This window comes from Actinoplanes sp. NPDC051411, from assembly GCF_040682075.1.
Taxonomy (GTDB): Bacteria; Actinomycetota; Actinomycetes; order Mycobacteriales; family Micromonosporaceae; genus Actinoplanes.
Map to the genome: position 1 here is coordinate 15,789 of NZ_JBFBAD010000058.1, position 25,857 is coordinate 41,645.

19 protein-coding genes and 2 pseudogenes are annotated in these 25,857 nt (G+C 71.2%); 13 read left to right on the forward strand and 8 right to left on the reverse strand.

Features of this window, described 5'->3' with window-relative positions; translation table 11 throughout:
• Window positions 1–762: 762 nt before the first annotated feature.
• The 3 genes from AB0M88_RS28940 to AB0M88_RS28950 form a co-directional block, all read right to left on the reverse strand.
• Window positions 763–2,391, reverse strand: a complete 1,629-nt coding sequence (locus AB0M88_RS28940; protein ID WP_364107672.1) for a metallophosphoesterase — start codon at window positions 2,389–2,391, stop codon at window positions 763–765.
• A 1-nt stretch (window position 2,392) separates the two neighbouring features.
• On the reverse strand, window positions 2,393–3,562 hold the full coding sequence (locus AB0M88_RS28945; protein ID WP_364107674.1) for a PQQ-dependent sugar dehydrogenase: 1,170 nt from the start codon (window positions 3,560–3,562) through the stop codon (window positions 2,393–2,395).
• An 84-nt stretch (window positions 3,563–3,646) separates the two neighbouring features.
• A complete protein-coding gene (locus AB0M88_RS28950) occupies window positions 3,647–4,057 on the reverse strand; it encodes a PH domain-containing protein (RefSeq protein ID WP_364107676.1) in 411 nt (136 codons plus the stop codon).
• A gap of 203 nt (window positions 4,058–4,260) precedes the next feature.
• Here AB0M88_RS28950 and AB0M88_RS28955 point away from each other — a divergent pair, with 203 nt between their 5' ends.
• Window positions 4,261–6,879: a bifunctional diguanylate cyclase/phosphodiesterase gene (locus AB0M88_RS28955; protein ID WP_364107678.1), complete on the forward strand. Its 2,619-nt coding sequence runs from the start codon at window positions 4,261–4,263 to the stop codon at window positions 6,877–6,879.
• Here the strand turns inward: AB0M88_RS28955 and AB0M88_RS28960 are convergent.
• Window positions 6,876–7,889: a LacI family DNA-binding transcriptional regulator gene (locus tag AB0M88_RS28960; protein WP_364107680.1), complete on the reverse strand. Its 1,014-nt coding sequence runs from the start codon at window positions 7,887–7,889 to the stop codon at window positions 6,876–6,878. The two genes, AB0M88_RS28955 and AB0M88_RS28960, sit on opposite strands and share 4 nt — an antisense overlap.
• 308 nt (window positions 7,890–8,197) lie before the next feature.
• Here AB0M88_RS28960 and AB0M88_RS28965 point away from each other — a divergent pair, with 308 nt between their 5' ends.
• From AB0M88_RS28965 to AB0M88_RS28980, 4 genes are read left to right on the forward strand one after another with little or no spacing between them, the layout of a single operon-like run.
• Window positions 8,198–9,475 carry an extracellular solute-binding protein gene (locus AB0M88_RS28965; protein ID WP_364107682.1) on the forward strand — a complete coding sequence of 426 codons (1,278 nt, stop codon included), beginning with the start codon at window positions 8,198–8,200 and terminating at the stop codon, window positions 9,473–9,475.
• A gap of 56 nt (window positions 9,476–9,531) precedes the next feature.
• Entirely contained in the window at window positions 9,532–10,512 is a 981-nt protein-coding gene (locus AB0M88_RS28970; RefSeq protein ID WP_364107684.1) for a sugar ABC transporter permease, read from the forward strand.
• Window positions 10,509–11,363 (forward strand): carbohydrate ABC transporter permease, encoded by an 855-nt coding sequence (locus tag AB0M88_RS28975; protein WP_364107686.1) that lies wholly within the window; start codon window positions 10,509–10,511, stop codon window positions 11,361–11,363. Before AB0M88_RS28970 ends, AB0M88_RS28975 begins: the two co-directional genes overlap by 4 nt.
• 11 nt (window positions 11,364–11,374) lie before the next feature.
• Window positions 11,375–13,831, forward strand: a complete 2,457-nt coding sequence (locus tag AB0M88_RS28980; protein WP_364107688.1) for a glycoside hydrolase family 2 protein — start codon at window positions 11,375–11,377, stop codon at window positions 13,829–13,831.
• On the opposite strand, the gene AB0M88_RS28985 is transcribed toward AB0M88_RS28980, so the two are convergent.
• Window positions 13,828–14,376, reverse strand: a complete 549-nt coding sequence (locus AB0M88_RS28985) for a GNAT family N-acetyltransferase (protein ID WP_364107690.1) — start codon at window positions 14,374–14,376, stop codon at window positions 13,828–13,830. The two genes, AB0M88_RS28980 and AB0M88_RS28985, sit on opposite strands and share 4 nt — an antisense overlap.
• Window positions 14,377–14,429: 53 nt before the next feature.
• Between AB0M88_RS28985 and AB0M88_RS28990 the strand changes: the two genes are divergently transcribed.
• Window positions 14,430–14,762, forward strand: coding sequence for a helix-turn-helix transcriptional regulator (locus tag AB0M88_RS28990; protein ID WP_364107692.1), 333 nt, complete (start codon window positions 14,430–14,432; stop codon window positions 14,760–14,762).
• On the forward strand, window positions 14,759–15,535 hold the full coding sequence (locus tag AB0M88_RS28995) for a permease prefix domain 1-containing protein (RefSeq protein WP_364107695.1): 777 nt from the start codon (window positions 14,759–14,761) through the stop codon (window positions 15,533–15,535). Before AB0M88_RS28990 ends, AB0M88_RS28995 begins: the two co-directional genes overlap by 4 nt.
• Here the strand turns inward: AB0M88_RS28995 and AB0M88_RS29000 are convergent.
• A complete protein-coding gene (locus AB0M88_RS29000) occupies window positions 15,504–16,370 on the reverse strand; it encodes an SDR family oxidoreductase (protein WP_364107697.1) in 867 nt (288 codons plus the stop codon). The genes AB0M88_RS28995 and AB0M88_RS29000 overlap by 32 nt on opposite strands.
• Before the next feature lie 103 nt (window positions 16,371–16,473).
• On the opposite strand from AB0M88_RS29000, the gene AB0M88_RS29005 reads away from it, so the two are divergent.
• From AB0M88_RS29005 to AB0M88_RS29020, 4 genes and pseudogenes are all read left to right on the forward strand, one after another.
• Window positions 16,474–17,277 (forward strand): helix-turn-helix transcriptional regulator, encoded by an 804-nt coding sequence (locus tag AB0M88_RS29005; RefSeq protein WP_364107699.1) that lies wholly within the window; start codon window positions 16,474–16,476, stop codon window positions 17,275–17,277.
• A 138-nt stretch (window positions 17,278–17,415) separates the two neighbouring features.
• Window positions 17,416–19,152 carry an RICIN domain-containing protein gene (locus tag AB0M88_RS29010; RefSeq protein WP_364107701.1) on the forward strand — a complete coding sequence of 579 codons (1,737 nt, stop codon included), beginning with the start codon at window positions 17,416–17,418 and terminating at the stop codon, window positions 19,150–19,152.
• 165 nt (window positions 19,153–19,317) lie between these two features.
• Window positions 19,318–19,677 (forward strand): annotated as a pseudogene (locus tag AB0M88_RS29015) (hypothetical protein); the annotation flags it as partial.
• Between the two features lie 123 nt (window positions 19,678–19,800).
• Window positions 19,801–20,151 (forward strand): annotated as a pseudogene (locus AB0M88_RS29020) (RICIN domain-containing protein); the annotation flags it as partial.
• Window positions 20,152–20,245: 94 nt separating this feature from the next.
• Here AB0M88_RS29020 and AB0M88_RS29025 read toward each other — a convergent pair.
• Together AB0M88_RS29025 and AB0M88_RS29030 are read right to left on the reverse strand one after the other, a co-directional pair.
• Window positions 20,246–20,908: a response regulator transcription factor gene (locus AB0M88_RS29025; protein ID WP_364107703.1), complete on the reverse strand. Its 663-nt coding sequence runs from the start codon at window positions 20,906–20,908 to the stop codon at window positions 20,246–20,248.
• A gap of 114 nt (window positions 20,909–21,022) precedes the next feature.
• The gene (locus AB0M88_RS29030) at window positions 21,023–22,321 is read right to left on the reverse strand and encodes a histidine kinase (RefSeq protein WP_364107705.1); all 1,299 of its coding nucleotides are present in this window, start codon (window positions 22,319–22,321) and stop codon (window positions 21,023–21,025) included.
• Window positions 22,322–22,480: 159 nt separating this feature from the next.
• Here AB0M88_RS29030 and AB0M88_RS29035 point away from each other — a divergent pair, with 159 nt between their 5' ends.
• Both AB0M88_RS29035 and AB0M88_RS29040 read left to right on the forward strand, forming a co-directional pair.
• Window positions 22,481–23,212 (forward strand): ABC transporter ATP-binding protein, encoded by a 732-nt coding sequence (locus AB0M88_RS29035; RefSeq protein ID WP_364107707.1) that lies wholly within the window; start codon window positions 22,481–22,483, stop codon window positions 23,210–23,212.
• Window positions 23,206–25,854 carry an FtsX-like permease family protein gene (locus AB0M88_RS29040; RefSeq protein ID WP_364107709.1) on the forward strand — a complete coding sequence of 883 codons (2,649 nt, stop codon included), beginning with the start codon at window positions 23,206–23,208 and terminating at the stop codon, window positions 25,852–25,854. The genes AB0M88_RS29035 and AB0M88_RS29040 overlap by 7 nt, the downstream gene beginning before the upstream one ends.
• The last annotated feature ends 3 nt before the right edge of the window (window positions 25,855–25,857 follow it).

The window sequence follows — 25,857 nt, forward strand, 5'->3', positions numbered from 1 at the left end:
GCACCACGGCGTCCGGCACTGCGCGCTCCGAGGGGCCGGCAGTCGACGCCGGCAGACATTGGCGCTCCAACGACCGGGTGGTCTTCCGCAGCGGAAGAGCGCCGTCGGCATCGAGGGTCGCTGAGGCGGCTCCCGTCAGAAAGCTGCCGCCTCGACGGGTCCGGCATGGCGGCTGCGGCTGCGGCGGTGGCGACCGTGAAATAGCCTCGGCGGCCGGCATTGCCGCGCTGCTCGCGGTGCATCGTCACCGTCACCACTAGTGCCGGGTCCGACCACGCGACCCGGGCGACGGTGCCCACCAAGCCGGTCGATCCGGTCCGGGCCGCCCAGCGACTTCCCGGCGGCGCACTCGACCGCGACGAAGACGGCGAAACGCCAGCACCCATGCCCCGGCGGACCGCCGCCCGCCCGCATCGTCGCCGAATGCCCAGCGAAGCGAAGCCGGCGGTCATTCGTCGCCAGCACAGCCCGGTGACCAGGAGGAGCGTGCCATCGACCAGCCGAAGCAAATCCGTGTCCAGTAGCGGTCGGGCGGCGAGCGGGCCGACCAGCTGGGGCAAGCCGCTTCGGGTAGGGGTTGGGCGGCGAGCGAGCCGACCAGGTGGGGTAAGCCGCGTCCGGTAGCGGTCAGGCGGCGAGCGAGCTGGCCGGCGGGCGAGCCGCGTCGGGTAGCGGCCGGGCGGCGAGGGTGCCGGCCAGCGTGATCGTGCCGGCGGCAAGCGCCTGGAGCAGGCCGGGCGGCGCCGGGCGGGGGCTGGTCGATCAGCGGCTGGGTTGGATCTCGGGGATGTCCGCGGGGGACGGGGAGAGGGAGGCGGACGGGGACGGCAGGATGTCGTCGCTGGCGCCGATGACGTTGCGCTGCATTTCGACGTTGGATTCGCCGGTGCCGCCGAGCTGGATGTCGTCGTACGCCTTCAGGTTGTGGTTTTCGTCGAAGTAGAGGACCGACAGTTCGAGCGGCGTCGGTTTGTCCTTTTCGAGGCCGCGCAGCCCCGCCCCGCCGGTCGACCCCTCGACCATCAGGCGGGTCGGGATCGGCGGGGTGGACGGGGACGCCGAGATCGAGGGTGACGGCGTGGCCGGGTCGGTGGAGGAGGCCGACGGTGAGGGGGACGGCGCCGGCAGCAGGCTGACCTGGCGCTGGTGGAGGTGGCCGGCCAGCACCAGCGGCACCACGCCGGACAGCGGGGGCGCCATCGCCGGGTCGTGGACCATCGCGAAGTCGACCCGCTTGTCGTGTCCGCGGACCGTGTCGGCCAGCTGCTGGCCGCTCTGCAGCAGCGGCGACGTGGCCGGGTCTTCCGGGGGCTCGGTCGTGCTCTTGTCCGGTGTGAACTCGGGGTCGCCGATCCCCGCGATCGTCAGGCCGTCGACCGTGGTGATCGTGTTGTCGAGCACGACCGCGTTTTTCTGCTTGGCCACCGCGGACTGGATCGCGCTCGAGTCGTGGTTGCCGCGGACGTAAATGTAGGGCACGCCGAGCGTCGAGATGGAGGAGACGTACGAGGTTTCGGCCGCGCTTCCCCAGTCGACGTCGTCGCCCGTGTCGACCACCGCGTCGATGTCGAAGGTCTTGACCACGGTGCGGATCAGGCCCCACGACGACGGGTTGAGGTGCAGGTCGGAGACGTGCAGGATGCGGGTCGTGTTGCCGGCCGGTTCGTAGCTGGGCAGGGCCGACACCGTCGTGTAGACCCGGCTCACGTTGCTGACGATCTGCTGGAGCTGGTCGGCGTACCGGCCGTAGTTGTCGGCGATCTTGCGGGCGTCGCCGACCACCGACGGGGCGTTGACCAGCAGGCCCTCGTAGCGGGGCTCGGCGATCGAGTCGGGGCGGAGGGTGCCGGCCGCCAGGCCGAGGCTGCCGCCGGTGACGACCAGCGCGGTGACCCCGGCCGCCGCGATCCGGCGCACGTTGCGGAAGATCAGCGTGGCGAGGATGAGGGCGCTGAGCACCCCGATGCCGAGGGTGCGTACGCCGAGGCGCATCATCCCGGTGCGTACGTCGTCGACCGCGTTCTCCCCGGCCGCCGAGAAGCCTCCGGGCCGGTCGATGAGTTCCTCGGTGCGGCTCTGGTCGAGCGAGCCCAGGTTGACCTTGAGGTGGATCGGCCCGTCGTGGCTGCGCAGGTGCAGTGAGCCGAGCGGCGGGATGTCGATCTCGGTGCCGCCCTTGAACGACGGGCTGATCGACATCTCGGCGCGGAACGGGCCCACGTCGAGGGTGGTGTGGGCGAACAGCATCGTCCCGATGATCACGCCGCCGATGCTGACCAGCCCGACCATCGCGGCCGTCCGGGCGCGGCGGGTCCACCGGTTGCGCCCGCACCGGCCGGCGAAGGCGGCCGCCGACCGCAGAGCGGCGGAGACGCGCTGGAAGATTCCCATGTCAGCTCCGGCCGGCGCCGCCGTCGGAGAAGACCAGCCGGATCAGGCGGTCGTCGTCGGGGCCGGGGGTGGCGCCTTCCTCCTGGTTTGACGTGCTCGCCCAGATCGACCCGTCGGGGGCGCCGACCAGGGCCCGCAGCCGCCCGTACTGCCCGACGAGCAGCGGTTGCGGGTTGCCCAGCACGGTGCCGTTGGCGGTCACCCCGGCCAGCCAGATGCGCTTGCCGGTCAGGCACGCGGTGGCCACGCTCTGCTCCATGGTCGCGACGCCGACGCACGTGGAGTCGGCGGAGGGCCAGCTGAGCAGCGGGTTGGTCAGCTTGGCGTCGCTGCCGGGCCCGTCGGCTTTGGGCCAGCCGTAGTTCCTGCCCTTGTCGACGACGTTGAGCTCGCCGTTCTTGGGCTGGCCGTTGTCGCTCGCGTACATCTTCTTGTTTTTGTCCCAGGCCAGGCCCTGCACGTTGTGGAAGCCGGACGCCCAGACCAGCGACGTCTTGACCGGGTTGCCCGGTGCCGGCTTGCCGGCCGTGGTCATCCGCAGGATCTTGCCGCCTAGGTTTTTCGCGTTGGGCGCCTGGGTGCCGGCCGGGGTGCCGTCGCCGGTGCCCACGTAGAGGAAGCCGTCGGGGCCGAAGGCGAGCGCGCCGCCGTCGGCCGCCTCGGAGCGGGGGATGCCGGTGAGGATCGGCTGCAGCTTGCCTTTGAGCGTCATTTTGGCGACGCGGTTGTCCTTGGCCGTCGAGTAGTAAACGAAGATCGTCTTGTCGGACGCGTATTTCGGGGACACCGCGATGCCGAGCAGGCCGCCGTCGCCGGACGGCTGGGTCTCGTTGAGCCGGCGCGCCTCGGCGACGGTCAGGCCGTTGGCGTCGGAGTCGGGGCCGACCTGCAGGATGCGGCCGGTGTCACGCTCGGTGACCAGCGCCGACCCGTCGGGCAGGAACGCGATGCCGGAGGGGATCGCGAGGTGCTTGGCCAGCACGGTGACCACGACCTCTTGATCGCCGTCGCTGGAGTCGGGGCCGAGCGACGGCGCGGAGGGCGGCGGGAGGTTGGGCGGTTCGCCCTCCTCGTCCGGGCCGGGCGGGCCGAAAGCACACGCGGTGGTCAGCGCCAGCACGGCGCCGAGGACCACGGCCACGGCCCGGAACCGGCGGTTACGCACGCTCACACGACCTCCTCGAGTGCCGACCCGAGTCGACGCCCCCAGGGTAGCGACGTTAGCTGAGGGCCAGGTCGGTGCCGTGCCCGACGATCAATCCTGGGGCGAGGGCTCTTCTTCGTCGGGCGAGGCCACGGGGGGAGAGGGAGCCTTGCCGGCCACGGCGAGCACCCGGGCCAGGTTGTCGCGGGTCACCCCGGTCAGCTTGATCGCGTTGCCGTTGTCGAGCAGTGCCGAGATGCGGCCGCGTTCGTCCGGGGCGAGCTCGACGATGCGCGACCACGGCACCCGCGTGCTCCCGACCAGGGCCTTGACCCGCAGGTCGTCCTCCCGCACGTCGGTGCCGGCCCGCCAGGCCCAGACGATCACCGCGGCCGGGACCACCAGCACCCAGGCCAGCGCGCGGGAGGCCCCGGCCAGCGGGACCGTGCCCACGAACGCGATCACGCCGGCGACCAGCAGCGCGCCGGTCTTGCGGACGCGAAGGAGGGGCTTTCGACTCACCGCGTCATCCTCCCATCCACTCCGCGGGACCCGACGGGCACCCGGACGGGGTACCTATGGTGTCCGGGAATTGACCAGCGGCTGTCCATACCCGACGATCCGACCATGCGCCGGCCGACCGGCCGCCGTAACCTGTTCGAGGGATGCTCGTTGAGCTGGTGCAGAGCCCCCTCGATACCCCCCCCATCAGAGGATGCGCCGTCGTGGCCGTGCCACCGCTCGAGCACAGCCGGCTCCCGGGCCGGGCGACCTCGTTCGCCGTGCCGGCGGTCGCGGTCGCGGTGCTGGTCGGCGGCGCGGCCGGTGTCACGCCGGGCCCGGCCGCCCTGGCCATCGCGGTCGGCGGCACCGGTCTCTGGGCCGGCCTGCACCTGCTGCGCACGGCCCTGGCCATCCACCACTCCGACGGGTCATATGTGGCCTGTCGCGGCGCCGGTTTCGTCGGGCTCGGCGCGCTGGCGGCCGGCCTGACCGCGGTCGCTCCGCTCGGGGGCTCGCCGGGCGCGGCCCTCTGGGCGACTCTCGGCTTCGGCGCCGTGACGTTGCTTTACGTCCAGGGGACGCTGCTTCTGCCGGGCATCGCGACCCGGTGGAGCGTGCTGCTCCGCCGCGCCTTCGACGGCGTCGGGCTCGGCGTCAGCCTCGCCTTCGCCGGTTATCTGATCCCGCCGGTCAAGTCGGCCGCCCCGGCGACGCTGCCGATCACGATGCTGGCCGCCACCGGCATCACGGTCGTCACGGTGACCGTGCTGCGCGGCCGGCCGCACCGCTGGCCGACCATCAGCTGTGGCCTCGGGGCGATCGCGGTTCTGATCGGGGTCGGGGCCCTGACGACGTTCCAGATTCTCGGGCGCGGTGGCATCGGCGTACCGTTGCTCGGTCTGCCGATCGTGATCGGCCTGGCCGCCACCGCCGATGGCGGCGGGCGCCGCGACCTCGTCGCGCCGCCGCTCGAACCGCGTCACCCCGACCAATATCTGGCCAGTTATCCGCTGCTCGCCCTGCCGGCCGCGGTCGGCGTCGTGGCCGCACTCTGGCACCTCGTCACCGTCTGGTCGTTCGACACCACCGCGATCATCCTGGGCATCTCGATGGTGGCCGTGCTGGTCATGCGGGAGCTGCTGGTCGTGCGGGACATCCGGCGGTACGCGGGTCAGCTGCGGGTGGCCGAGGCGCATTTCCGCTCGCTGGTCGCCGGCGCCACCGACCTCACGCTGGTGCTCGACGAGCGCCTGCGGGTGCGGTGGCAGTCGCCGGCCGCGGCCCGGCTCTTCGGACTCGACGACGAGGAGGTCGTCGGCCGCGAGTGGAGCGATCTGATCCACCCCGACGACGTGGCCGACGCCCAGCTGGTGATCGAGTCGGTGCTCTCGGGCGACCACGCGGACGGTCCTCCGGCGCTGGTCAACGCGCGGATGCGCGACGGCGCCGAGCTGTGGCGCGACACCGAGTCGACGATCTCCGACCAGCGGGCGGTGCCCGAGGTGGCCGCCCTGGTGGTGCACGTCCGCGACGTCGGCGAGCGCAAGCACCTCGAGCGGACGCTGCACCGGATGTCGTGGACCGACCAGCTCACCGGGCTGGCCAACCGGCGGCAGCTGATGCGCGACCTGCTCGACCATCGCCGCCGGGCCGGTCAGCCGGGCAGCGTGCTGGTGATCGACCTGCACGGGCTGGCCGAGATCAACGACTCGCGCGGCCGGGAGACCGGCGACGCCGTGCTGATCGAGGTCGGCCGGCGCATCCGGGCGCTGCTCCGCGAGGGTGACGTGCCGGCCCGGCTGGGCGGCGACGAGTTCGCGGTGCTCACCTCGGACGGTGCCGTGCTGGCCTACGCGCTGGCCATCCGCCTCACGACCGCGCTCGCCGAGCCCTATTCGCTGCCGCACTCGATCGTCGAGCTGCACACCAGCGTCGGACTGGCCGAGCTGGCCGGCGGCGGCGACTCCAATGAGGTGCTGCGGCACGCCGACCTGGCCCGCCGCCGCGCCCGCCAGCTCGGCCGCGATCGCGTCGAGTGGTACGACCCCGACGTCGAGGTGCAGCTCAACCGCCGGATGGACCTCGAGAAGCAGCTGCTCGGCGCGGCCGACCGGGGCGAGCTCGACCTGGTCTTCCAGCCCCTGGTCGACCTGCGCGACCAGCAGCCGGTCGGGGTCGAGGCGCTGCTGCGCTGGCGGCACCCGCAGCTCGGCACGATCCTGCCGGCCGAGCTGCTGCCGATCGCCCGGGCGGTCGGCATCGCGCCCGAGATCGACGAGTGGGTGCTCGACGCCGCCTGCAAGCACCTGACCGCCTGGCAGACCGGCGACACCGCGTTCTGGCTGTCGGTCAACGTGTCGCCGCGCGAGTTGCTCACCGCCCGCTTCCCCGACCGGGTCCAGAGCACCCTGAAGCGCTACGGCCTGGCGCCCGAGCGCCTGATCGTCGAGGTGGCCGAGGACTGGGTGGCCGAGGACGTGCCGGCCATAGTGGCTTCGCTGGCCGGGCTGCGGAAGCTGGGCGTGCGGGCGGCGCTGGACGACTTCGGAGCCGGTCAGGCCTCGCTGTCGCACCTGCGGCGGTTGCCGGTCGACATGCTCAAACTGGACGCCACGCTGGTCAACACGACGCCCGAGACCGGTGGCCCGTCCGTGATCGACGTCGTGGTCAGCCTGGGTCGCCGGCTGGGCCTGGAGATCGTCGGCAAGGGCCTGGAGACGGCCGAGCAGATCGAGCGGGCGACGCGGGCCGGCTGCCTCTATGGGCAGGGTTTCGCGCTGGGCCGCCCGGCCCCGGCCGAACGGATCGAGGCCTATCTGGAGAGCCACCGCACCGGCTAGCGCGGGGGAGCGGTGCTTCCGCGCGGGGTGAGGTGGGCGGTGCCGGCCTCGACGCTGCCGAGGTGGTTGCCGTCGATCGCGGCCAGCAGCTGCCGGACGGCGTGGGCGCCGTATTCCGCGATGTCGCGGGTGAGCGCGGTCAGCGGCGGGTGCACGAGGCTGCACAGGGGGGAATCGTCCCAGGCCACGATGGACAGATCGCCCGGCACCGACAGGCCCATCTCCTGGGCCACGGCCAGGCCGGCGACCGCCATCACGTCGTTGTCGTAGACGATCGCGGTGGGCCGGTCGGCGTCGATGAGCAGTCGCCGGGTGGCGCGGCCGCCCTCCTCGCCGGTGTAGTCGGACGGCACGGTGATCGCCTCGACCAGCCCGAGATCCTTGGTGACCTGTTCGAACGCGCGGGTGCGGGCCTGCGTGTGGAGCAGGCCGGGGAGGCCGCCGACCCGCGCGACGCGACGGTGGCCGAGCGCGACCAGGTAGCGCACCGCCTCGGTGATCGCGCCGGCGTCGTCCGACCACAGCTGGGGGATGTCGCCGGTCTCGCCCGGACCACCGATGATCACTGCCGGCAGCTGGAGTTGCTGGAGGACCGGGATGCGGATGTCGTCCTCGCGGAGGTCCGTCACGATCACACCGTCGATGCGGCGCTCGCCCCACCAGCGGCGGTAGACCTCGATCTCCTGCTCCTCGGAGCCGACCACCTGCAGGGTGAGGCCGTACGACCGGGAGGAGAGCTCGGACTCGAAACCGCTGATCAGGCCCATGAACCAGGGCTCGATGCCGAGGATGCGGGCCGGGCGGTTGAGGGTGAGCCCGACGGCGCGGGCCCGGGCGCCGGAGAGCGCGCGGGCGGCACTGTTGGGGTTGAAACCGATCTCCTGGGCGATCGCCACGATGCGCTGGCGCGTCGCCTCGGAGACTCCGGGCTGGCCGTTGAGCGCATATGACACCGCGCCCTTGGACACTCCGGCCCGCCGCGCGATGTCGGCGATCGTAGGCCGCTTCACCCGGTCTCCTCTTTTCCCGCCGAGCCTTCCGGCGCACGTCCTCGCCGAGCTTACCGAGGCGTGGGGGCCTGGAGCGCCCGGCATCCGCCCGGTAGAGCGCTCTCACGGAATCGCACGGTTTCGAAAACTGCGTCGGCGCTTATTGCTTGATCGGTTAAGTGTTGCCGATCACCGCCCTGTTGTAAACCTGATGCCCGTTTTGCGCTGCTTACCGGCCTGCTTAACACGCTATTGACACTCATCGAGTCACGTCTTAGCGTCTCAGCAACTTACCCGGTTCAGTAAACTCTCTCCGCTGTGGAGGCGTGATGGAACGGCTTGGCAAACGAGGTCTGCGGTTGGCCGCCGTGGGGCTCGTCGCAACTTTGGCGATCACCGGTTGTAGCGGGCAGAAGCTCGAGGGCGGCGGCGACAAGAGCGGCACCGTGACGCTCAAGGTCGCGTTCTGGGGCGACATGGGCCTCGACAAGCTCAAGGCCGAATACGAGGCGGCCCACCCGAACGTCAAGATCGTGCTGAACGCGGGCGACTACAACGTCCAGCACGAGAACCTGCAGAAGAAGCTGGTCGCCGGCTCCGGCGCCCCCGACATCTCGGCCGTCGACGAGGGCTTCATCGTCCAGTTCCGCAGCCAGGCCGACAAGTTCGTCAACTTCATGGACAAGGGCGGCGCCGACTTCCAGGGCAAATACCTGCCCTGGAAGTGGCAGGAGTCGATGTCGCCGGACGGCAAGCAGATCGGCCTCGGCACCGACGTCGGCGGCCTGGCCATGTGCTACCGCAACGACCTGTTCAAGAAGGCCGGCCTGCCGACCGACCGGGACGCCGTCTCCAAGCTCTGGCCGACCTGGGACGACTTCATCAACGTCGGCAAGAACTACACCGCCAAGACCGGCAAGAAGTTCGTCGACTCGGCGACCAACCTGATGAACCCGATCCTGTCCCAGCAGCCGCAGGGCTACTTCGACTCGAGCGACCAGCTGCAGATGGACGGCGGCCCGAAGCTCGCGTTCGACTACAGCATGAAGGCCATCAAGGCCGGCATCTCGGCCAACCTCGCCAGCATGCAGCCGAACTGGGACCAGGGCTTCAAGAAGGACCAGTTCGCGGTCATCGCCTGCCCGGCCTGGATGCTCGGCCACCTGCAGGACACCGCGCCGGAGCAGAAGGGCAAGTGGGACATCGCCGCGATCCCGGGCGGCGGCGGCAACTGGGGCGGTTCCTGGTGGACCATCCCGGCCCAGGGCAAGAACATCGACGCCGCGGCCGACTTCGTGAAGTGGATGGTCCAGCCGGCGCAGCAGATCGAGGTCTTCAAGACCGTCGGCAACCTTCCGTCGCAGCCCGCCCTCTACAAGGACCCGGCGGTGCTCGACTACAAGAAGGAGTACATGAACAACGCGCCGACCGGCCAGATCTACGCCGCGACCGCGGAGAACCTCAAGCCGCAGTATCTCGGCAAGAAGAACGGCCCGGTCCGGGTCGCGGTGGAAAACGTGATCACCCGCGTACAGCAGGGCGGGCTGAAGCCCGACGCCGCCTGGCCGGAGGCCGTCAAACAGGCCCAGAAGGCCGCCACTTCCTGAAACAAGCACAAGGCGGGGCGGCGAAGGCCGCCCCGCCTCCCTACCTAGGAGTGGCCGTGTCCCTCACCCAGCTCCGGCCGTCGCCGCAGCACGCGGCGCCGCCGCGGAAACCGGGCCGGACCAAGCTCTGGCTCTACCGCTTCGACACCAAGACCATCCCGTACGTCTTCATCGCCCCGTTCTTCGTCCTGTTCGCGATCTTCGGCCTGTTCCCGATCGTCTTCAACGCCATCGTCTCGCTGCGGAACTGGCGCCTCGATGATCCGACCAGGACCGGCTGGGCCGGGTTCGCCAACTTCAGCAAGCTGTTCGGCGACTCCGACTTCTGGAACGCGCTCTTCAACACGTTCGGCATCTTCATCCTGTCCAGCGTTCCCCAGCTGATCGCCGCCCTGATCATCGCCAGCCTGCTCAACCGCAAGCTGCGCGCCACCACGTTCTGGCGGATCGGCATCCTGCTGCCCTACCTCACGCCGGTGGTCGCCTCGACGCTGGTGTTCTCGGTGTTCTTCGCCCGCGACAACGGCATGGCCAACTGGTTCCTGTCGCTGGTCGGCTTCGGTCACGACCACCCGCTCGACTGGCGGGCCGAGAAGTGGAGCAGCTGGATCGCCATCGCCACGATGGTCAACTGGAAGTGGATCGGCTACAACGCGCTGCTCTACCTGTCGGCCATGCAGTCGATCCCGAAGGACGTCTACGAGGCGGCGGCGGTCGACGGTGCCGGCCCGTGGCGCCAGCTCTGGCAGATCACCGTCCCGATGATCCAGCCGGTCGTGGTGTTCACCGTGATCCTGTCGACCATCGGCGGGTTGCAGCTGTTCAACGAGCCGATGATGTTCGACGAGAACCCGGCCGCCGCCTCCGGCGGCTCGGCCGGCCAGTTCCAGACCATCGCCCAGCTGATCTACAAGGTCGGCTGGAAGGACCTCAACCTCGGGTACGCGGCCGCGATGTCCTGGGCCCTCTTCCTGATCATCCTGATCGTGGCCGGCGTCAACGCCCTGCTCACCAAGCGCATCGGAGGAGACCGGTGACCTCGTTAGCGAACCGCGCGCCGCAGGACACGCGTGGCACCTGGAAGACGTATCTCCTGCTCTCGGTCGTGCTGATCCTGTCGGCGTTCCCGGTCTACTGGATGTTCGTGATCGCGACCAGCACCGACGCCGCGGTCTCGCAGGTCCCGCCCTCGGTGATCCCGGGCAGTCGCCTCTTCGCGAACCTGCACGAGGTGCTGTCGATGTCGGAGGTGTACTTCACGGCCTCCCTGATCAACAGCTTCATCGTGGCGCTGGTCATCACGGCGTCGACGCTGTTCTTCTGCTCGCTGGCCGGCTTCGCCTTCGCCAAGCTGCGGTTCCCGGCCCGCAACGCGCTGATGTTCGTGGTGATCCTGACCCTGACCGTGCCCAACCAGCTCGGCGTGGTCGCGCTCTACATCCTGATGGGCAAGCTGGGCTGGAACGGCACCCTGCTCGCGGTCATCGCACCCGGCCTGGTCAGCGCGTTCGGCGTTTTCTACATGCGACAGTTCATCGCCCACGCGGTGCCCGACGAGCTGGTCGAGTCGGCCCGCATCGACGGAGCGATGACCCTGCGGGTCTACTGGAGCATCGTGCTCCCGGCGATCCGCCCGGCGCTGGCCGTGCTCGGCCTGCTGACGTTCGTGATGGCCTGGAACGACTTCCAGTGGCCGCTGATCACGCTCGGCGGCACCGAGTTCCCGACCTCGATGGTGGCCCTCTCGAACCTGGCGACCGGCAACTATGTGATCTATCGCCGAGTGCTGGCCGGCGCCTTCATGGCTACCGTTCCCTTGATCGTTCTGCTGCTTATCGGTGGGCGGCAGATCGTCCGGGGGATCATGGAAGGCGCCGTCAAGTCCTGATGAGGAGAGCCGTGACCTCGTATCGACCCCTGCACGAAGGCTGGACGATCTCCGGAGCCGACGTGTCCGACCTCCCGGCCTCGGTGCCCGGCTGCGTGCACACCGCACTGCTCGCCGCCGGGCGCATCGAGGATCCCTACCTCGACGCCAACGAGACCAAGCTGACCTGGATCGGCCGGACCGACTGGGACTACCGGACGTCGTTCGACTTCGATCCGTCGGCGCCCCGGGTGGATCTCGTCTGCGCCGGTCTCGACACGGTCGCGTCGATCGAGCTCAACGGTTCGCCGATCGGCGAAACGGCCAACCAGCACCGGTCCTATCGTTTCGACGTCGGACCGGTGCTGCGGCCGGGAACCAACGATCTGAAGATCAAGTTCAAGAGCGCCTACGCGTACGCCTCGGAAGCGCAAGCGAAGCTCGGCGCCCGGCCCGACGCCTACGGGGAACCGTTCAACTTCATCCGCAAACAGGCCTGCAACTTCGGCTGGGACTGGGGACCGACCCTGGTCACGGCCGGAGTCTGGCAGCCGATCGGGCTGCACAGCTGGTCGGTCGCCCGGCTCGCCGAGGTGCGCCCGCAGGTCACGGTGACCGACGGCGTCGGGCGGGTCGAGGTGCGGGTACGCCTCGAGCGCGCGGCCGCCGGACCGGTGACCGTTTCCGCGTCCCTGGGCGGACGCAAGGCCTCGGCCGTGGTGGACGGCGTGGAGGCGTTGCTGATCCTGACCGTCGACGACCCGTCCCTCTGGTGGCCGCGCGGCTATGGCGCCCAGGCTCTCTACGACCTCGACGTGGCCCTGACGTCCGAAGACGGGGAGTCGCTCGACTCGTGGGGCCGCCGCGTCGGCTTCCGGTCGGTGCGCATCGACACCATCGGCGACGCGTTCACCGTGGTCGTCAACGGGGTGCCGGTCTTCGCCCGCGGCGTCAACTGGATCCCCGACGACGTCTTCGCCGACCGGATCACCCGTACCCGCCTCGCTTCCCGGTTCCAGCAGGCGGCCGACGCCAACGTCAACTTCCTCCGGGTGTGGGGCGGCGGCCGCTACGAGTCCGAGGACTTCTACGAGCTGGCCGACGAGATGGGCTTCCTGGTGCAGCAGGACTTCCTGTTCGCCTGCGCCGCCTATCCCGAGGAGGAGCCCTACCGGAGCGAGATCGAGGCCGAGGCGCGGGAAAACGTGGTGCGCCTCAGCTCGCATCCCAGCCTGGTGCTCTGGAACGGCAACAACGAGAACCTGTGGGGCCACGAGGACTGGAACTGGAAGCCCGCCCTCGGCGATCTGACCTGGGGCGCCGGCTACTACTACGAGCTGCTGCCCCGGATCGTCGCCGCACTCGACCCGAGCCGCTTCTACTGGCCCGGCAGCCCGTATTCGGGAAACCCGTCCCGTCATCCGAACGATCCGGCCTTCGGAACCACGCACATCTGGGACGTCTGGAACACCGACGACTACACCAAATACGGGGCCTACCGTCCGCGGTTCGTGGCCGAGTTCGGCTTCCAGGGACCGCCCACGTTCTCCACGCTGCGCCGCGCGATCTCCGACGACCCGCTGGCCCCCGACTCGCCCGGCATGGCCCACCACCAGAAGGCGGGCGACGGCGACCGGAAGCTGAGCCGCGGCCTGGCCAACCACCTGCCGGCCCCGCGCGACTTCGACGACTGGCACTACCTGACCCAGCTCAACCAGGCCCGGGCGGTCTCGCACGGCGTCACCCACTTCCGCTCGCTGCGGCCGCTCTGCATGGGCGCGGTCCTCTGGCAGCTCAACGACTGCTGGCCGGTCATCTCGTGGGCCGCGGTCGACGGCGACGGGCGTAAGAAGCCGCTGTGGTTCGCGATGCGGGACGCGTACGCCGACCGGCTGCTCACCCTGCGCCCCCGGTCGAGGGAGCCGCTGACTCCAGGCGGCCCCCTGGTCGACATCGCCCCGGGCGAGCGATTCATCTCGGGGGAAGACCCCGCCCTGATCGTGGTCAACGACTCCCGCGAACCCTGGGTGTCGGCCGCCGTCATCACTCGCCGCAATCTCGCCGGTGAGATCCTGGCCCGCTTCGAGTCCGATTTCGACGTGGCACCGGGCGGGGCGGTCACCGTGCCGCTGCCCTCCTCGGTTTCCGGGCCGGGCGACCCGAACACCGAGTTCCTGATGGTCGAGGCCGGTGATCAGCGCACCTGGTGGTTCTTCGTCCCGGACAAGGACATCGCCTGGCCCGCGGCCGACTTCACCACCCACGTCTCGATGCGCGGCGAACTCACGACGCTCACCGTCACGGCCCGCACGATCCTGCGGTCGCTCACGGTGTTCCCCGACCGGTTGTCCCCGTCCGCCGAACCGGACCGGGCCGACGTCACGCTGCTCCCGGGCGAGTCGGCCGTCTTCACCATTCGGTCCGCCGAACCTCTGGACGAGAAACAGTTGGTAAGCAAGCCGGTCCTGCGCTGTGTGAACGACCTTTAGGCGTAGGGATTATTCCGGGCGCTGCCGCCCGCGGGCGGCAGCGCTGCCTCGTTTACGAAGATCCAGTCGAGCCCGTCCTCGCCGGCCGCGTCCAGTTCCGGAGCCCGCCGCAGCCCGGCCTTCTCCGCCACCTTGATCGACGCCGCGTTCTCCGGCCGCACTCTCGCGATCAGCGTCTCGCCGGGCCGCTGCTCCTCCGCCCATCGCACGACCGCGGTCGCCGCCTCGGTGGCGATCCCACCGCCCCAGACCGCCGGATCGAACCGGTAGAACAGGTTGAGCACCGGCTTCCCGTGCAGCTCCATCCGCTTGATCCCGCAGAATCCGAGTGGTTCGTCATGGGGCAGAAGGCGAACCGTGAAGTAGCCGAACCCGTTCCGCTCCCAGTGCGCATCCCAGCTCTGCCACCGCTCGACGGCCTCGTCCCGGGTCGAGATCGCGTCGCCCGGGTTGTGCGCGCACGCCAGTGGATCGGTGTGGATGCGCCAGACGGCGTCGATGTCGGCCTCAACCGGTCGCCGGAGATCCAGCCGCGAGGTTCGCATCGCGCCATTGTCCCCGTTGACGCCTAGGCCGCCTATGCCTAGGCTGCCTGGGTATGGACGTCCGAGGCCACCTCGACCTGCTCCTGCTCTCCGTGCTCGCCGACTCCGGCCCCGTGCACGGCTATGCGGTGATCACCGCATTGCGCGACCGTTCCGAGGGAGTCTTCGACCTCCCCGAGGGCACCGTCTATCCGGCCCTCCAGCGGCTCGAGCGCGCCGGGCTCGTGACCAGCGGCTGGGATGAGTCGACGTCCCGCAGACGGCGGGTCTACCGGCTGACCGACGACGGCCACCGCGCCCGGGCCGAGAAGAAGCGCGAGTGGCGGGGCTTCGTCGGCGGCATGCAGGCCGTCATCGGCCCCCTGACCCTGGAAGGATCGGCATGACGAGCGTCGACAGTTACCTCGACGACCTGTTCGAGCGCCTCGCCGGCACCGGGCCGGACGGCCGGCGACTGCTGGTCGAGGCCGAGCAACACCTGGCCGACGCCGTGGCCGAGGCCCGCGGACGGGGCCTCGACACCGAAGCGGCCGAGCGGGAAGCCGTCCAGCGCTTCGGCGCCGCGACCGACATCGTCCGCCAGCTGCCGGTCGCTTCCGGCACCCTGCGCATCTCGCTGCGCCGGCTCGCGGCGGGCACGTGGGCGCTCACCGGCATCGGCCTGGCGTGGTACGGCCTGAGCGGCGTCCTGACCTGGCTCCTCGCCGGGCCGTGGGTCCGGCTGCTCATCTGGACCCACTCGTTCGGCTTCCATGCGATGTGCGAGCGGGGATGGATTCCGTCCGACGTCGACTGCTTCACGTACCGGCGTGGTCAGCTCACCGTGGTCCCCTGGGGTGGCGCCGACTTCCCGTTCCTGGCGGTCGGGCTGGCGGGGCTCGTCCTCGTCGGGTCGCTGGTGATGCTGCGCCGGCGGACCGGCATGGGTGCGGCCGACTGGACCCCGTCCCGGACCACGATCGGGCTGGCGCTCGCCGTCCCGTTCGGGGTGCTCGGCCTGTTGGTGCTGTTCTACGGCGCGATCGGGATCGTTGACGGCACCCAGGAGTACGGCCTGAGCTACGGGGTCACCGGGCTGTCAGCGGTCGTCATCTGTCTGCTGGCCGTCCAGAGCCTGCGCCGCCGGTTCAGTCGTTCAGGTCGGCCGGGCCGCCGGTGACCGCGTCGCTCAGAGGCGCGTCGGTCACCGCCGCCGTCTCGCGCTGTGACCGCACGTCGGCCAGCCGCGCGGTCAGAGCGCCCTCCATCGCCTGCGCCGCGTCGCTGCCCAGGACCAACCGCAGCGGCGCCGGCTCCCGCTCGACACTCTCGATCATCGCCGTGGCCATCCGGGCCGGGTCACCGACGCCCTGGGTCGTCCGCTCGGTCAGGATGCGGCGGATCCCGGCCACCGGCGTGCCGTCATAGGCGGGAATCCGGGCGGCCAGAACGGAACTGCCGTACCGGAAGTTGGTTCGGGCCCCACCCGGCTCGACGATCGTCACGCCGATGCCGAACGGCGCCACCTCGCCCGCCAGCGACTCGGCGAAGCCTTCCACGCCCCACTTCGTGGCGTGATAGAGCGATCCGCCCGGCCACGCCGCCTGCCCGCCGACCGACGACAACTGGAGGATCCGCCCGCCTCCCTGCGCGCGAAGATGCGGCAGGGCGGCCCGGATCAGCCGTACCGATCCGGTCAGGTTGGTCGCGATCTGGTGCTCGACCTGCTCGTCCGTCAGCTCCTCCGCCGCGCCCATCAGCCCGTACCCGGCGTTGCTCACGACGACGTCGATGCGGCCCAGGTCGGCGAAGGCCCGGTCGACCACCGCGGTGATCTCGGCCGGATCGGTGACGTCCAGGTGGTAGGCGCGAAAGTTCTCGCCGGCCAGATCGTCGACGCTGCCGGCGGCCCGGAACGTGCCGGCGACGCGGTCGCCGCGCGACAACAACTGGGAGGCGAGGTGCCGGCCGAAGCCACTGTTCGCGCCGGTGATCAACCAGGTTCGTGTAGTCATGGCAACAGCCTGCGGCGAATCCGGCATAACAGCCATTCCCCTGCTGAGAGGGGTGCTGTCAGGGCTACCCTCCCGGCCCGCCACCCGGCCTATCGTCGGAAGGGTGAACCTGATCGGCGAATATCTGCGGGCCCGCCGCGAGCTGATCCGCCCCGAGGACGTCGGACTGCCCGACAACGGCCATCGACGGGTGCCCGGTCTGCGGCGCGACGAGTTGGCCATGCTCGCCGGGATCAGCACCGAGTACTACACGCGGCTCGAACAGGGGCGCGACCGCCGGCCCTCGGCCCAGGTGCTCGACGCGGTCGCCCGCGCGCTCGGCCTCGACGGCGACGCCACCGCGTACCTGCATGCGCTCGGCACCCCGGAGGCGCCCCGGCGACGTCGCGCCGAGCGGGTCCGGCCGGGCGTGCAGCAACTCCTCGACGCATGGACCAGCACCCCGGCGTACGTCCAAAGCCCGTTGCAGGATGTGCTGGCGGCGAACCGCCTGGCCGTCATGTTGTCGCCGGTCTTCCGGCCCGGCGGCAACATCCTGCGTTCGGTCCTGCTCGACCCGGAGGTGCAGGAGTTCCTGCCCGACTGGCGGCACCGGGTCGGCAGTCTGATCGCGGCGCTGCGCGCGATGGTCGGCCCGGACGTCGACGACCCGCGGCTGACCGACCTGGTCGGCGAGTTGTCGGTGAAGAGTGATCTGTTCCGGCGGCTGTGGCCGCGGCACGACGCCCGGCAGCATCCGGGCGGCGGCAAGCATCACATGCGACATCCGATCGTCGGCGATCTCGAGCTGTACTACGAGAAGTTCGAGGTCACCGAGGGCAGTGGACAGTTGCTTGTGGTCTATCGGGCGCTGCCGGGATCGCCCACCGAGGATGCGCTGGCGCTGCTCGGATCACTGCCGCTCTGAAGTTCGCTCCGACGGGGTTCCAAGTTCATGCTCGGTTGTCCATGCGTTTCCCGAACCGGATCCGGCCGACGATGATCGACAAATACGATTCTCGACCTCGGCTATCCGAGGCATCCGATCCTTCGGGGGAATCGCCACATGGCATCACGCAGGCGTGCCTTCACGCTGTCCATCCTCTCCGCCAGTGCCCTGGTCGCGGCCGGCCTTCCGGCGTCGCAGGCCCTGGCCTCCACGACCGCCGCGGCCGGCATCACGATCCAGGTCGAAACCGGCGGCAAGTGCCTCAACGTCAGCGGCGCCAGCACCGCCAACGGCGCGAAGGTCGTGCAGTACACCTGCACCGCCGCCGCGACCAACGACCGCTGGCAGCTGATTCCGACCAGCAAGGGCTACCAGGTCAAGGGCGTCGGCTCGGGCAAGTGCCTGACCGTTACCAACGCCTCGACCGCCAACAACGCCCCGCTCATCATCTACACCTGCACCACCGGGGCTAACGAACTCTGGTGGCCCGAGGCGGTCGCCGGCCGGCCCACCGTGCGGTTGCACTCCGCGGCCACCGACAAATGCGTCAACGTGCCGGGCGCCTCAACCGCCAACAACGTCCAGCTGGTGCAGTACGCCTGCACGGCCAACGGCGCGGGCAACGAGCGGCTCTACTTCCCGCCGACCACCTCGCCGAGCCCGGTCGCGCGCCCGTTCACCCCGGACCGTCCGATCGCGGTGCTCCAGGGCGGCCTGCCGTCCGGGGCGGCCGAGGCGCCGGTCCACTTCAGCTGGGTCGACAGCGAGCACCAGCTCAACATGCTGACCGACTTCGCGTTCGACCCGTCCAGCGGCACCCAGCAGGATCCGAACTGGATCGCCACCCAGGACCTGTACGGCCTCACCGGCCCGACCTCGAGCGCCCTGCTCAACGACGGCCGCGTGCAGATCGTCGCCCATGACGCCCAGACCGGTGACGCGTTCGTGACCGACGAGCAGGCGGTCGGCTCGGGCGAATACCCCTACCCCGAGGACATGGGCGGCACCAGTGCCACCCACCCGAGCGTCGGTCTGAGCAACCCGACCACCAAATCGCTCGCCGTCTTCACCACGGTCAACGGCGTTCTGTGGGCCGCTCCCGAGACGGTCGGCGACGCGCTGCCCGTGATCGGCGGCTGGCGCAACCTCGGTGGCTCCGGCCTGGTCGGCACCCCGGTGTCGAGCCAGACCCGCACCGGCACCCAGGTGTTCGCGCTGAACTCGGCCGGCCAGATCCAGACGGCCACGTTCACCGACAACACCACCCTGTCCGACTGGGTCAGCCTGGGCGGCACCGGCCTGACCGGCACGCCGGCGGTGTCGGTCTTCACCGGCTACCGGCACATCGTCTTCTCCAACACCACGGCGGGGACGATCGTCTACAAGGAGCAGAACGCCGACCTGTCGTGGCCCGGCGACTGGAAGTCGGCCCCCGGTCTGACCGCGGTCGGCAGCCCGTCGTCCGTCATGCAGCCCGCGAACAACGCGGCTACCGTCGCTGTCCGCGACGCGGACGGCAACGTCTACTACGCGGCCGAGACGTCGGAGGCTTCCGGCACGCTCACCGACTGGCACCTGCTGTCCGACCCGGCCGACCCGGCGTCGCAGTCGAACAGCGACCCGACGCTCTTCTCCTACCTGGCCCCGTCCGGCTCGGACTTCGGTGTCGCGTTCAGCACCAAGGACCCGGGCGCCGAGGCGCCGTACTACTTCTACTTCGCCCCGAACACGGCGTACCCGCTGCCGACCGCCGGCGCGGCGGCCAAGGCGAACGCCAAGATCACCGCGAACAAGCCGGCACTCCGCAAGCTGGAGACCGGTAAGGCGAAGGCCAAGAAGCTCTCGCTCCGCTAGTTCCCGCCGCGACTTCCCGCCGCGAGCGCGGCCCGCCGGCATGTCCGGCGGGCCGTTCGCGTATTGACACATGCCGATACGCCTACTAGGAAGCTTGTTAACAATTGGCTCCCTTTTGAGGTGGTCGTCATGCCGTTCCTCCGCCGCGCCGTCGCCGTCCTAGCCATGCTCGCCGGCGCGACCATCGTCCAGGGCACAGCCGCCAACGCCGGCACCGTGCAGCCGCTGGCCTCCTGCACCCAGCAGAGCTTCCTCGAAGGCGACCACTACTCGGCCGTCCAGGTCGCCCAACTCGCCCAGCAGGCCGGCTTCTCCGGCAACGACTGGGTCATCTCGGTCGCGGTCGCCGAAGCCGAAAGCGGCGGCTGGACCCACGCCCGCCTGATCAACACCGACTGCAGCGTCGACCGCGGCCTGTGGCAGATCAACTCGTTCTGGCACGGCGAGGTCAGCGACTCCTGCGCCTTCGACCCGACCTGCAACGCCCAGTCCACGCACACGATCTGGGCCAACGGCGGCTGGTCACAGTGGACGACGTACATCAACGGCGCCTACCAGTCGCACATGGCCGAAGCCCAGGCCGCGGTCAACCAGGTCGGCGGAGGCGGCTCTCCGTCCGGCGGGTCGCTGGTCAGCAACTGGAACGGCAAATGCGTCGACGTGCCCGGCGCCAACTTCGCCGACGGCTCCCACCTGCAGATGTACGGCTGCAACGGCACCGCCGCCCAGGGCTGGACCTTCACCGGCGGCACGGTGCGCACCCAGAACAACATGTGCATGGACGTCGCCGGCGGCTCGACCGCCAACGGCGCCGCCCTCCAGATCGCCACCTGCAGCGGCAACCCGGCCCAGCAATTCACCCTCTCGGGCGCCGGCGACCTGGTCAACCCGCAGGCCAACCGCTGCGTCGACATCAAGGACTGGAACGGCAACGACGGCGCCGCCCTCCAGATCTGGGATTGCGGCGGCTCGGCCAATCAAAAATGGCACCGCGGATAACGTACGGCGTTGCCCGCCCCCAACCGCATCAACCCCGTCCCGAATGCACAGCGCGACCGTCTGCCACCCGAGGCCGTTGCGCGGGCATCCGGCCTCATCGGTTGCCGGCGGCCGGCGTGATCAGCCCGGTCTCGTAGGCGACGATGACCAACTGGGCCCGGTCACGGACGTCCAACTTGGTCAGTAGCCGCCCCACGTGGGTCTTCACGGTGGCGGGGCTCAGCGTCAGATGCTCGGCGATCTCGGCGTTCGACAACCCGCGCGCTACCAGCACCAGCACCTCCCGCTCCCGCTCGGTGATCGTCTCCAGCCCGGCCCGACTCACCGGAACCGGACCGGGCGCCCGGGTGAACGCGGTGATCAACCGCCGCGTCACCCGGGGCGACAGCAGAGCATCGCCCGCCGCCACCACCCGGACCGCGGCGAGCAGCTCGGCCGGCGGGGTGTCCTTGAGCAGGAAGCCGCTGGCGCCCGCCCGCAGCGCGGCATAGACATATTCGTCCAGGTCGAACGTCGTCAGCATGAGCACCCGGGCGTCGGTGGCCGCACAGATCCGCTCGGTCGCCTCGATGCCGTTCATGCTCGGCATCCGGATGTCCATCAGCACCACATCGGGCCGGCACTCCAGCGCGGCCCGCACCGCCTCAACCCCGTCCGCCGCCTCGGCCACCGTGGTCAAATCCCCCGACAGGTCGACCAGCAGCCGAAAGCTGCCCCGCAGCAGCGCCTGATCGTCGGCGATAAGCACCCGGATCACCCGCAGTCACCCCTCACGAGCCGTGGCCGTTCGCGGGCCGCGGCCGTTCGCGAGTCGCAGCCGTTCGCGAGTCATCGGCCCCGATGAGTCGGCGGCCGTGTCGAGTTGCCACCCTCATGAGTCGGCGCCCCGGTAGGGCAGCGTGGCCGTCACCACGAAGCCCTCGTCGTCGCCCGGCCCGGCCGAGAACTCACCACCCCAGGCCGCCACCCGCTCCCGCATTCCGATCAGCCCGTGTCCACCGCCCGGCGCGCGCGTCGTCGCCAGCCGCACACCGTCGTTCGCCACGCGGACGCGCACCTCGGCCCCCGTCACGGTCACCGTGACCGTGCAGGCGGCCGGAGCCGCGTGTTTGACCACATTGGTCAGTGCCTCCTGCACAATCCGATAGGCCGACAGTCCCACCGCCTCCGGCACCCGCGCAGTCACCTCTCCACCCGCACCAGTGACCCGCGCGCTCCGCCCGGCCGTCTCGGGCCCGACCCCTGGCGGCGCCTGCTGCCTCGCTTCTTCACTCGCGACCCGCACGGCCGGCCCGACCGCCTCCGACCCGCCCGGCATCGAATCGTCCGTGATCGTCAGCCGCACGGTGACGCCACCGGAGGCCGCCCGGTCGGCCAGTGTGCGCAGGTCGGCGAGCCCGGGCGCCGGTGCATAGGGACGGTCCTCCTCGCGCAGCACCTCCACCACCTGCCGCAGCTGCCCGAGCGCACTCCGGCTGGTCGCCTCGATGTCGCGCAGCGCCGCCCGAGCCTCCTGTGGCCGCGCCTCGAACACGTGGTCGGCCACCCCCGCCCGCACCGCGATCAGGCTCATGCTGTGGGCGACGATGTCGTGCAGCTCGCGGGCGATGCGCAACCGCTCGTCGCCGACCGCGCCCTGGGTGAGCTGCTCGGCCACCTGTGCCGCGTGCCGGCGTCGCTCGCGCCGGATCCACCCCAGCAGCCAGGCGCCGGCCGCCACCAGGCAGACGAACGCCGTGCCGAGCAGCGAACCCCGGCCGCCCGCCGAGCGGATCACCGCCACCGTGAGGACGACCAGCGTCACGAGCAGCGTCGGCACCGACCGCGTGGCCACCTCGGAGCCGACCAGATAGAGCTCGAACGCGAGGACCGCCACGACCGAGCCGGAGGCGTAGTCGGGGATGACCCCGCTCGCCAGCGCGGCGGCCGAGAACGTGAGCGAGAGCGCCAGCGCCGGGACGGGCCGAAGGCGTCGCGCGGCGACGGGCGCGCCGATCAGCAGTGCGGCGAGCAGGGTGACGCCGACCGGTTCGTGCCAGCCGCCGGAACGTGGCGGTTCGCCCGCCGACAGCCCGCACGCCACCGTCAGCGCGGCGGCCAGCAGCGCGTCGAGCAGGTAGAGGCCGCGGGGGCGCAGACCGCGCACGAGCAGGCCGGGGGTGAGGGTCACGCCCCGACGTTAGCCGTCCGCACACCCGGGGCGCGTCAGCCTACGGTCCCTCATCCTCTGGGAGGACGAGCTCGTCGGGGCGTCCTCCCGGAGGAGGAGCCGCAAGAGCCGCCCACGGTCCGATGCCTCCCGGACCCGCCGTGCGGGAGCCTGTCCGGCATGACCACATCAGTCGCGCTGCACGAGGTACGCGCCGGCTACGGCACCGGCCAACGACGGGTGACCGCCCTCGACGGCGTGAGCGCCGAGTTCGCCGCCGGCACGTTCACCGCCGTGATGGGGCCGTCCGGTTCCGGCAAGTCGACCCTGCTGCACTGCGCGGCCGGGTTGGAGCGGCCGTCCGGCGGCACCGTCACCATCGAGGGCACCGATCTCACCGGGCTGAACGAGACCGCCCTGACCCGCCTGCGCCGCGACCGGATCGGCGTGATCTTCCAGGACTACAACCTGGTGTCGTCCCTCACCGCCGCCCAAAACGTCGCCCTGCCGCTGCGGCTCGCCGGCCACAAGCCGGAGCCCGAGGCGATCGCCGAAGCGCTCGAATCCGTCGGCCTCGCGGGCCGGGCACGGCATCGGCCGAGCGAGTTGTCGGGCGGCGAGCGGCAGCGGGTGGCGATCGCGCGAACCGTTGTGGCGCGACCGGCGGTGGTGCTGGCCGACGAGCCGACCGGTGCCCTCGACAGCAACGCGTCCCGGCACGTGCTCGACCTGCTGCGGGGGCTGGTCGACGGGCACGGGCACACAGTCGTGCTGGTCACCCACGACCCGGTGGCGGCCGGCTATGCCGAGCGGGTTCTGCTGCTGGCCGACGGCCGGGTGGTCGACGAGCTGTCCGAAGTGGACGCCGGCCGGATCGCCGCCCGCATGGCCGCTCTGGAGGCGGCATGTTGAGCGGTCGCCGTCGCTCGCTGGCCGGCGCCTTCGTGGCCGCCCTGCTCGGCGTGGCCGCGGTCTGCATCAGCACTCTGCTCTACGCGTCGAGTCGTCCCCAGATTCCGCCCGCCTACCGCGACGCGGCCGTCGTGGTGCAGAGTCCGGCCGCGTCGGGAGACTTCGCCGAGACCGTCCCGTGGCCGCAAACCACCGCCACCGCCCTCGCCGCCCGCCTGGCCCGGCTCGACGGGGTCGCCGCCGCCGTTCCGGTGCACCAGTTCTACGCCCAGCCGATGCGGGGCGGCCACGCGGTCGCCGACGCCACGGTCGGGCACGGCTGGGCGGCCGCGACGCTCGGCGGTTACCGCCTGTCCGAGGGAATGCCGCCGCGCGCCGACCGGGAAGCCGTCGTGGATTCCGGCCTCGGGGCCCGTCCCGGCGACCACCTCACCGTGCTCACCGCCGCCGGTCCGGCCGACTACCTGGTCACCGGCGTCGTGGCCCACGGCGACGACGGCCTCTGGCTGAGCGATCATTCCGCCGAGACGCTCGCGCCGGGCGTGCGGTCCATCGGGCTCCGGCTCACGCCGGGCGCCGACGTGGTTGCGGTCGCCGACGCGGCGCGCGCCCTTTTGCGTACGGACGGGAAGGTCCTGATCCACGCCGAGCGAACCGCCCTGGAGCCTCCGGCGGACGCGCGCACCCGCTGGATCGGTCTGCAGGTCCTGACCGCGGTCGCCGCCCTGTCCGGCTTCGTGACCATCTTCGTCGTGGCCGGGACATACGCGTTCTCGGTCGCCCAGCGCCGCCGCGAGTTCGCCCTGCTGCGCACGCTCGGCGCGACACCCCGCCAGCTGCGCCGATCGCTTTACGCCGAGGCCCTCACCGTCGGCGCCCTGGCCTCGGTGACCGGCACCGTCCTCGGCGCCGTCGTCGCGCCGCTGCTGGCCGGCCCGCTCGTCGCGGCGGGGGCCGAGCCGGCCGGCTACACCGTCGGCCCGACGTGGTGGCCGATCGCCGTGTCGCTGGTGATCGGGCCGCTGCTGGCGACCGCGGGCGCGCTGACCGCGTCCTGGCGCGCCTCGCGTGTGCCGCCGCTCGACGCGCTGCGCGACGCGGCCGTCGAGGAAAGACCGATGGGCCGGGTGCGGTGGACCGCCGGGTTGCTGTTCGCCGCGCTCGGGCTCGGGCTGGTCGTGCTGATGGCCACCGCCGGGAGCCTGCAGTCGCTGGGCAACCTGGCGTCACTGGCCGCGATGGCGTTGATCAGCGCGGCGGCCCTGCTCGCCCCGGCCGTGGTCCCGCCGCTGGCCCGCCTGCTCGGCGCGATTCCGGCGCGGGGGCCCGGGGCGATCGGCCTGCTCGTACGCGAAGGAGCCGCCGCGGCCCCGCGCCGAACCGCCTCGGTCGCCGCGCCGGTGCTTCTCACCCTGGCCTTCTCGGTGCTGGTGTCCGGCCTGTTCGCCACCACGACGGCCTCCTATGCGGCCCGCCGCACGGCCGCGGTCGAGGCCGGCTCGGTGCTCGCACCCGACGGCACGCCCGGCCTCTCCGACGCGGCGGTGGCGCCCATCCTCGACTCCGGGGGCGCGGTGTTGCTGCCGTCGGTGGCTTACACCGCCGACCGCCAGGCGCTGCAACTGCTGGGCGCCGACCCGGCCGCCCTCGCGGCGGCCGACAACCGGGCCCGCGCCCTGACCGCGCTGACCACCCCGGACGCGGCCGCCGTCAGCCAGGCCGCGGCGACCCGCCTCGCCGCGGCCCCGGGCGGCACCCTGCGGTTGACGTTCGCCGACGGCACGACGATGCCGCTGCACATCGTGGTCGTGCTGCCAGACAACGTCGTCCCCGCCGACGTACTGGTCGACCGGGCAACGCTGCGGTCCCACGACCCGGGCGCCCTGACGTCGGCCGTGCTGCTGCCCGCTCACCCACCGTCCGGTCCCCACTCCAGCACCTCACCCCCAGCGGCTTCGCCCTCGGGCCGCCCAGCCGCGTCCGTCTCCGCCCCCGCGACGCCAGCAGGCTCGCCGTCGGAACGCCCGGCTGAGGCGGGCTCCGACCCTGCGACGCCGGCGGGCTCACCGTCGGAACCTCCAGCTAAGGCCGGCTCCGGCCCCGCGACGCCGGCAGGCTCGCCGTCGGAACGCCCGGCTGAGGTCGGCTCCGGCCCCGCGACGGCGGCGGATTTGCCGGCGAAACGTTGGGCGTCTGGCCCCGGCGCGCGGGTGATCAGCGTCGCGACGTGGGCCGGTGAGCAGGACGCGCAGGACGACCGGGTCGCCTGGACGCTCGTGCTGCTGTTGATGGGGGTGTCGGCCGGTTATGGCGCGCTTGCCCTCGTCAACACCTTGCTCATGGCGGCCGCCGGCCGGGCGCCCGACTTTCGGCTGCTGCGCCGGGCCGGGGCCACCCCGGGGCAGATCGGCCGGGCCGCCGCGGGTGAGGCGGTCCTCGTGGTGGTGATCGGTGCGCTGCTGGCGGCGGTGATCACGGTGCCGGCGCTGCTCGGCATCCGGGCCGGGCTCAGCGAGCAGATGGGCGCCCACGTGCCGCTCGTGGTGCCGTGGGTGACGATCGCCGGCATCCTCGGCGGCACGCTGGTGCTGGCCGTTGCGGCGGCCGCTGTTCCCGCCCGGCGCTCGATCCGGTCCACTTAGGAT

Excerpts from the sequence above, each read along its gene's own strand:
- AB0M88_RS28940 (WP_364107672.1), bottom strand. The coding sequence starts at position 2,391 with ATGGGAATCTTCCAGCGCGTCTCCGCCGCTCTGCGGTCGGCGGCCGCC.
- AB0M88_RS28965 (WP_364107682.1), top strand. The coding sequence starts at position 8,198 with ATGGAACGGCTTGGCAAACGAGGTCTGCGGTTGGCCGCCGTGGGGCTC.
- AB0M88_RS28985 (WP_364107690.1), bottom strand. The coding sequence starts at position 14,376 with ATGCGAACCTCGCGGCTGGATCTCCGGCGACCGGTTGAGGCCGACATC.
- AB0M88_RS28990 (WP_364107692.1), top strand. The coding sequence starts at position 14,430 with ATGGACGTCCGAGGCCACCTCGACCTGCTCCTGCTCTCCGTGCTCGCC.
- AB0M88_RS28995 (WP_364107695.1), top strand. The coding sequence starts at position 14,759 with ATGACGAGCGTCGACAGTTACCTCGACGACCTGTTCGAGCGCCTCGCC.
- AB0M88_RS29000 (WP_364107697.1), bottom strand. The coding sequence starts at position 16,370 with ATGACTACACGAACCTGGTTGATCACCGGCGCGAACAGTGGCTTCGGC.
- AB0M88_RS29010 (WP_364107701.1), top strand. The coding sequence starts at position 17,416 with ATGGCATCACGCAGGCGTGCCTTCACGCTGTCCATCCTCTCCGCCAGT.
- AB0M88_RS29035 (WP_364107707.1), top strand. The coding sequence starts at position 22,481 with ATGACCACATCAGTCGCGCTGCACGAGGTACGCGCCGGCTACGGCACC.
- AB0M88_RS29040 (WP_364107709.1), top strand. The coding sequence starts at position 23,206 with ATGTTGAGCGGTCGCCGTCGCTCGCTGGCCGGCGCCTTCGTGGCCGCC.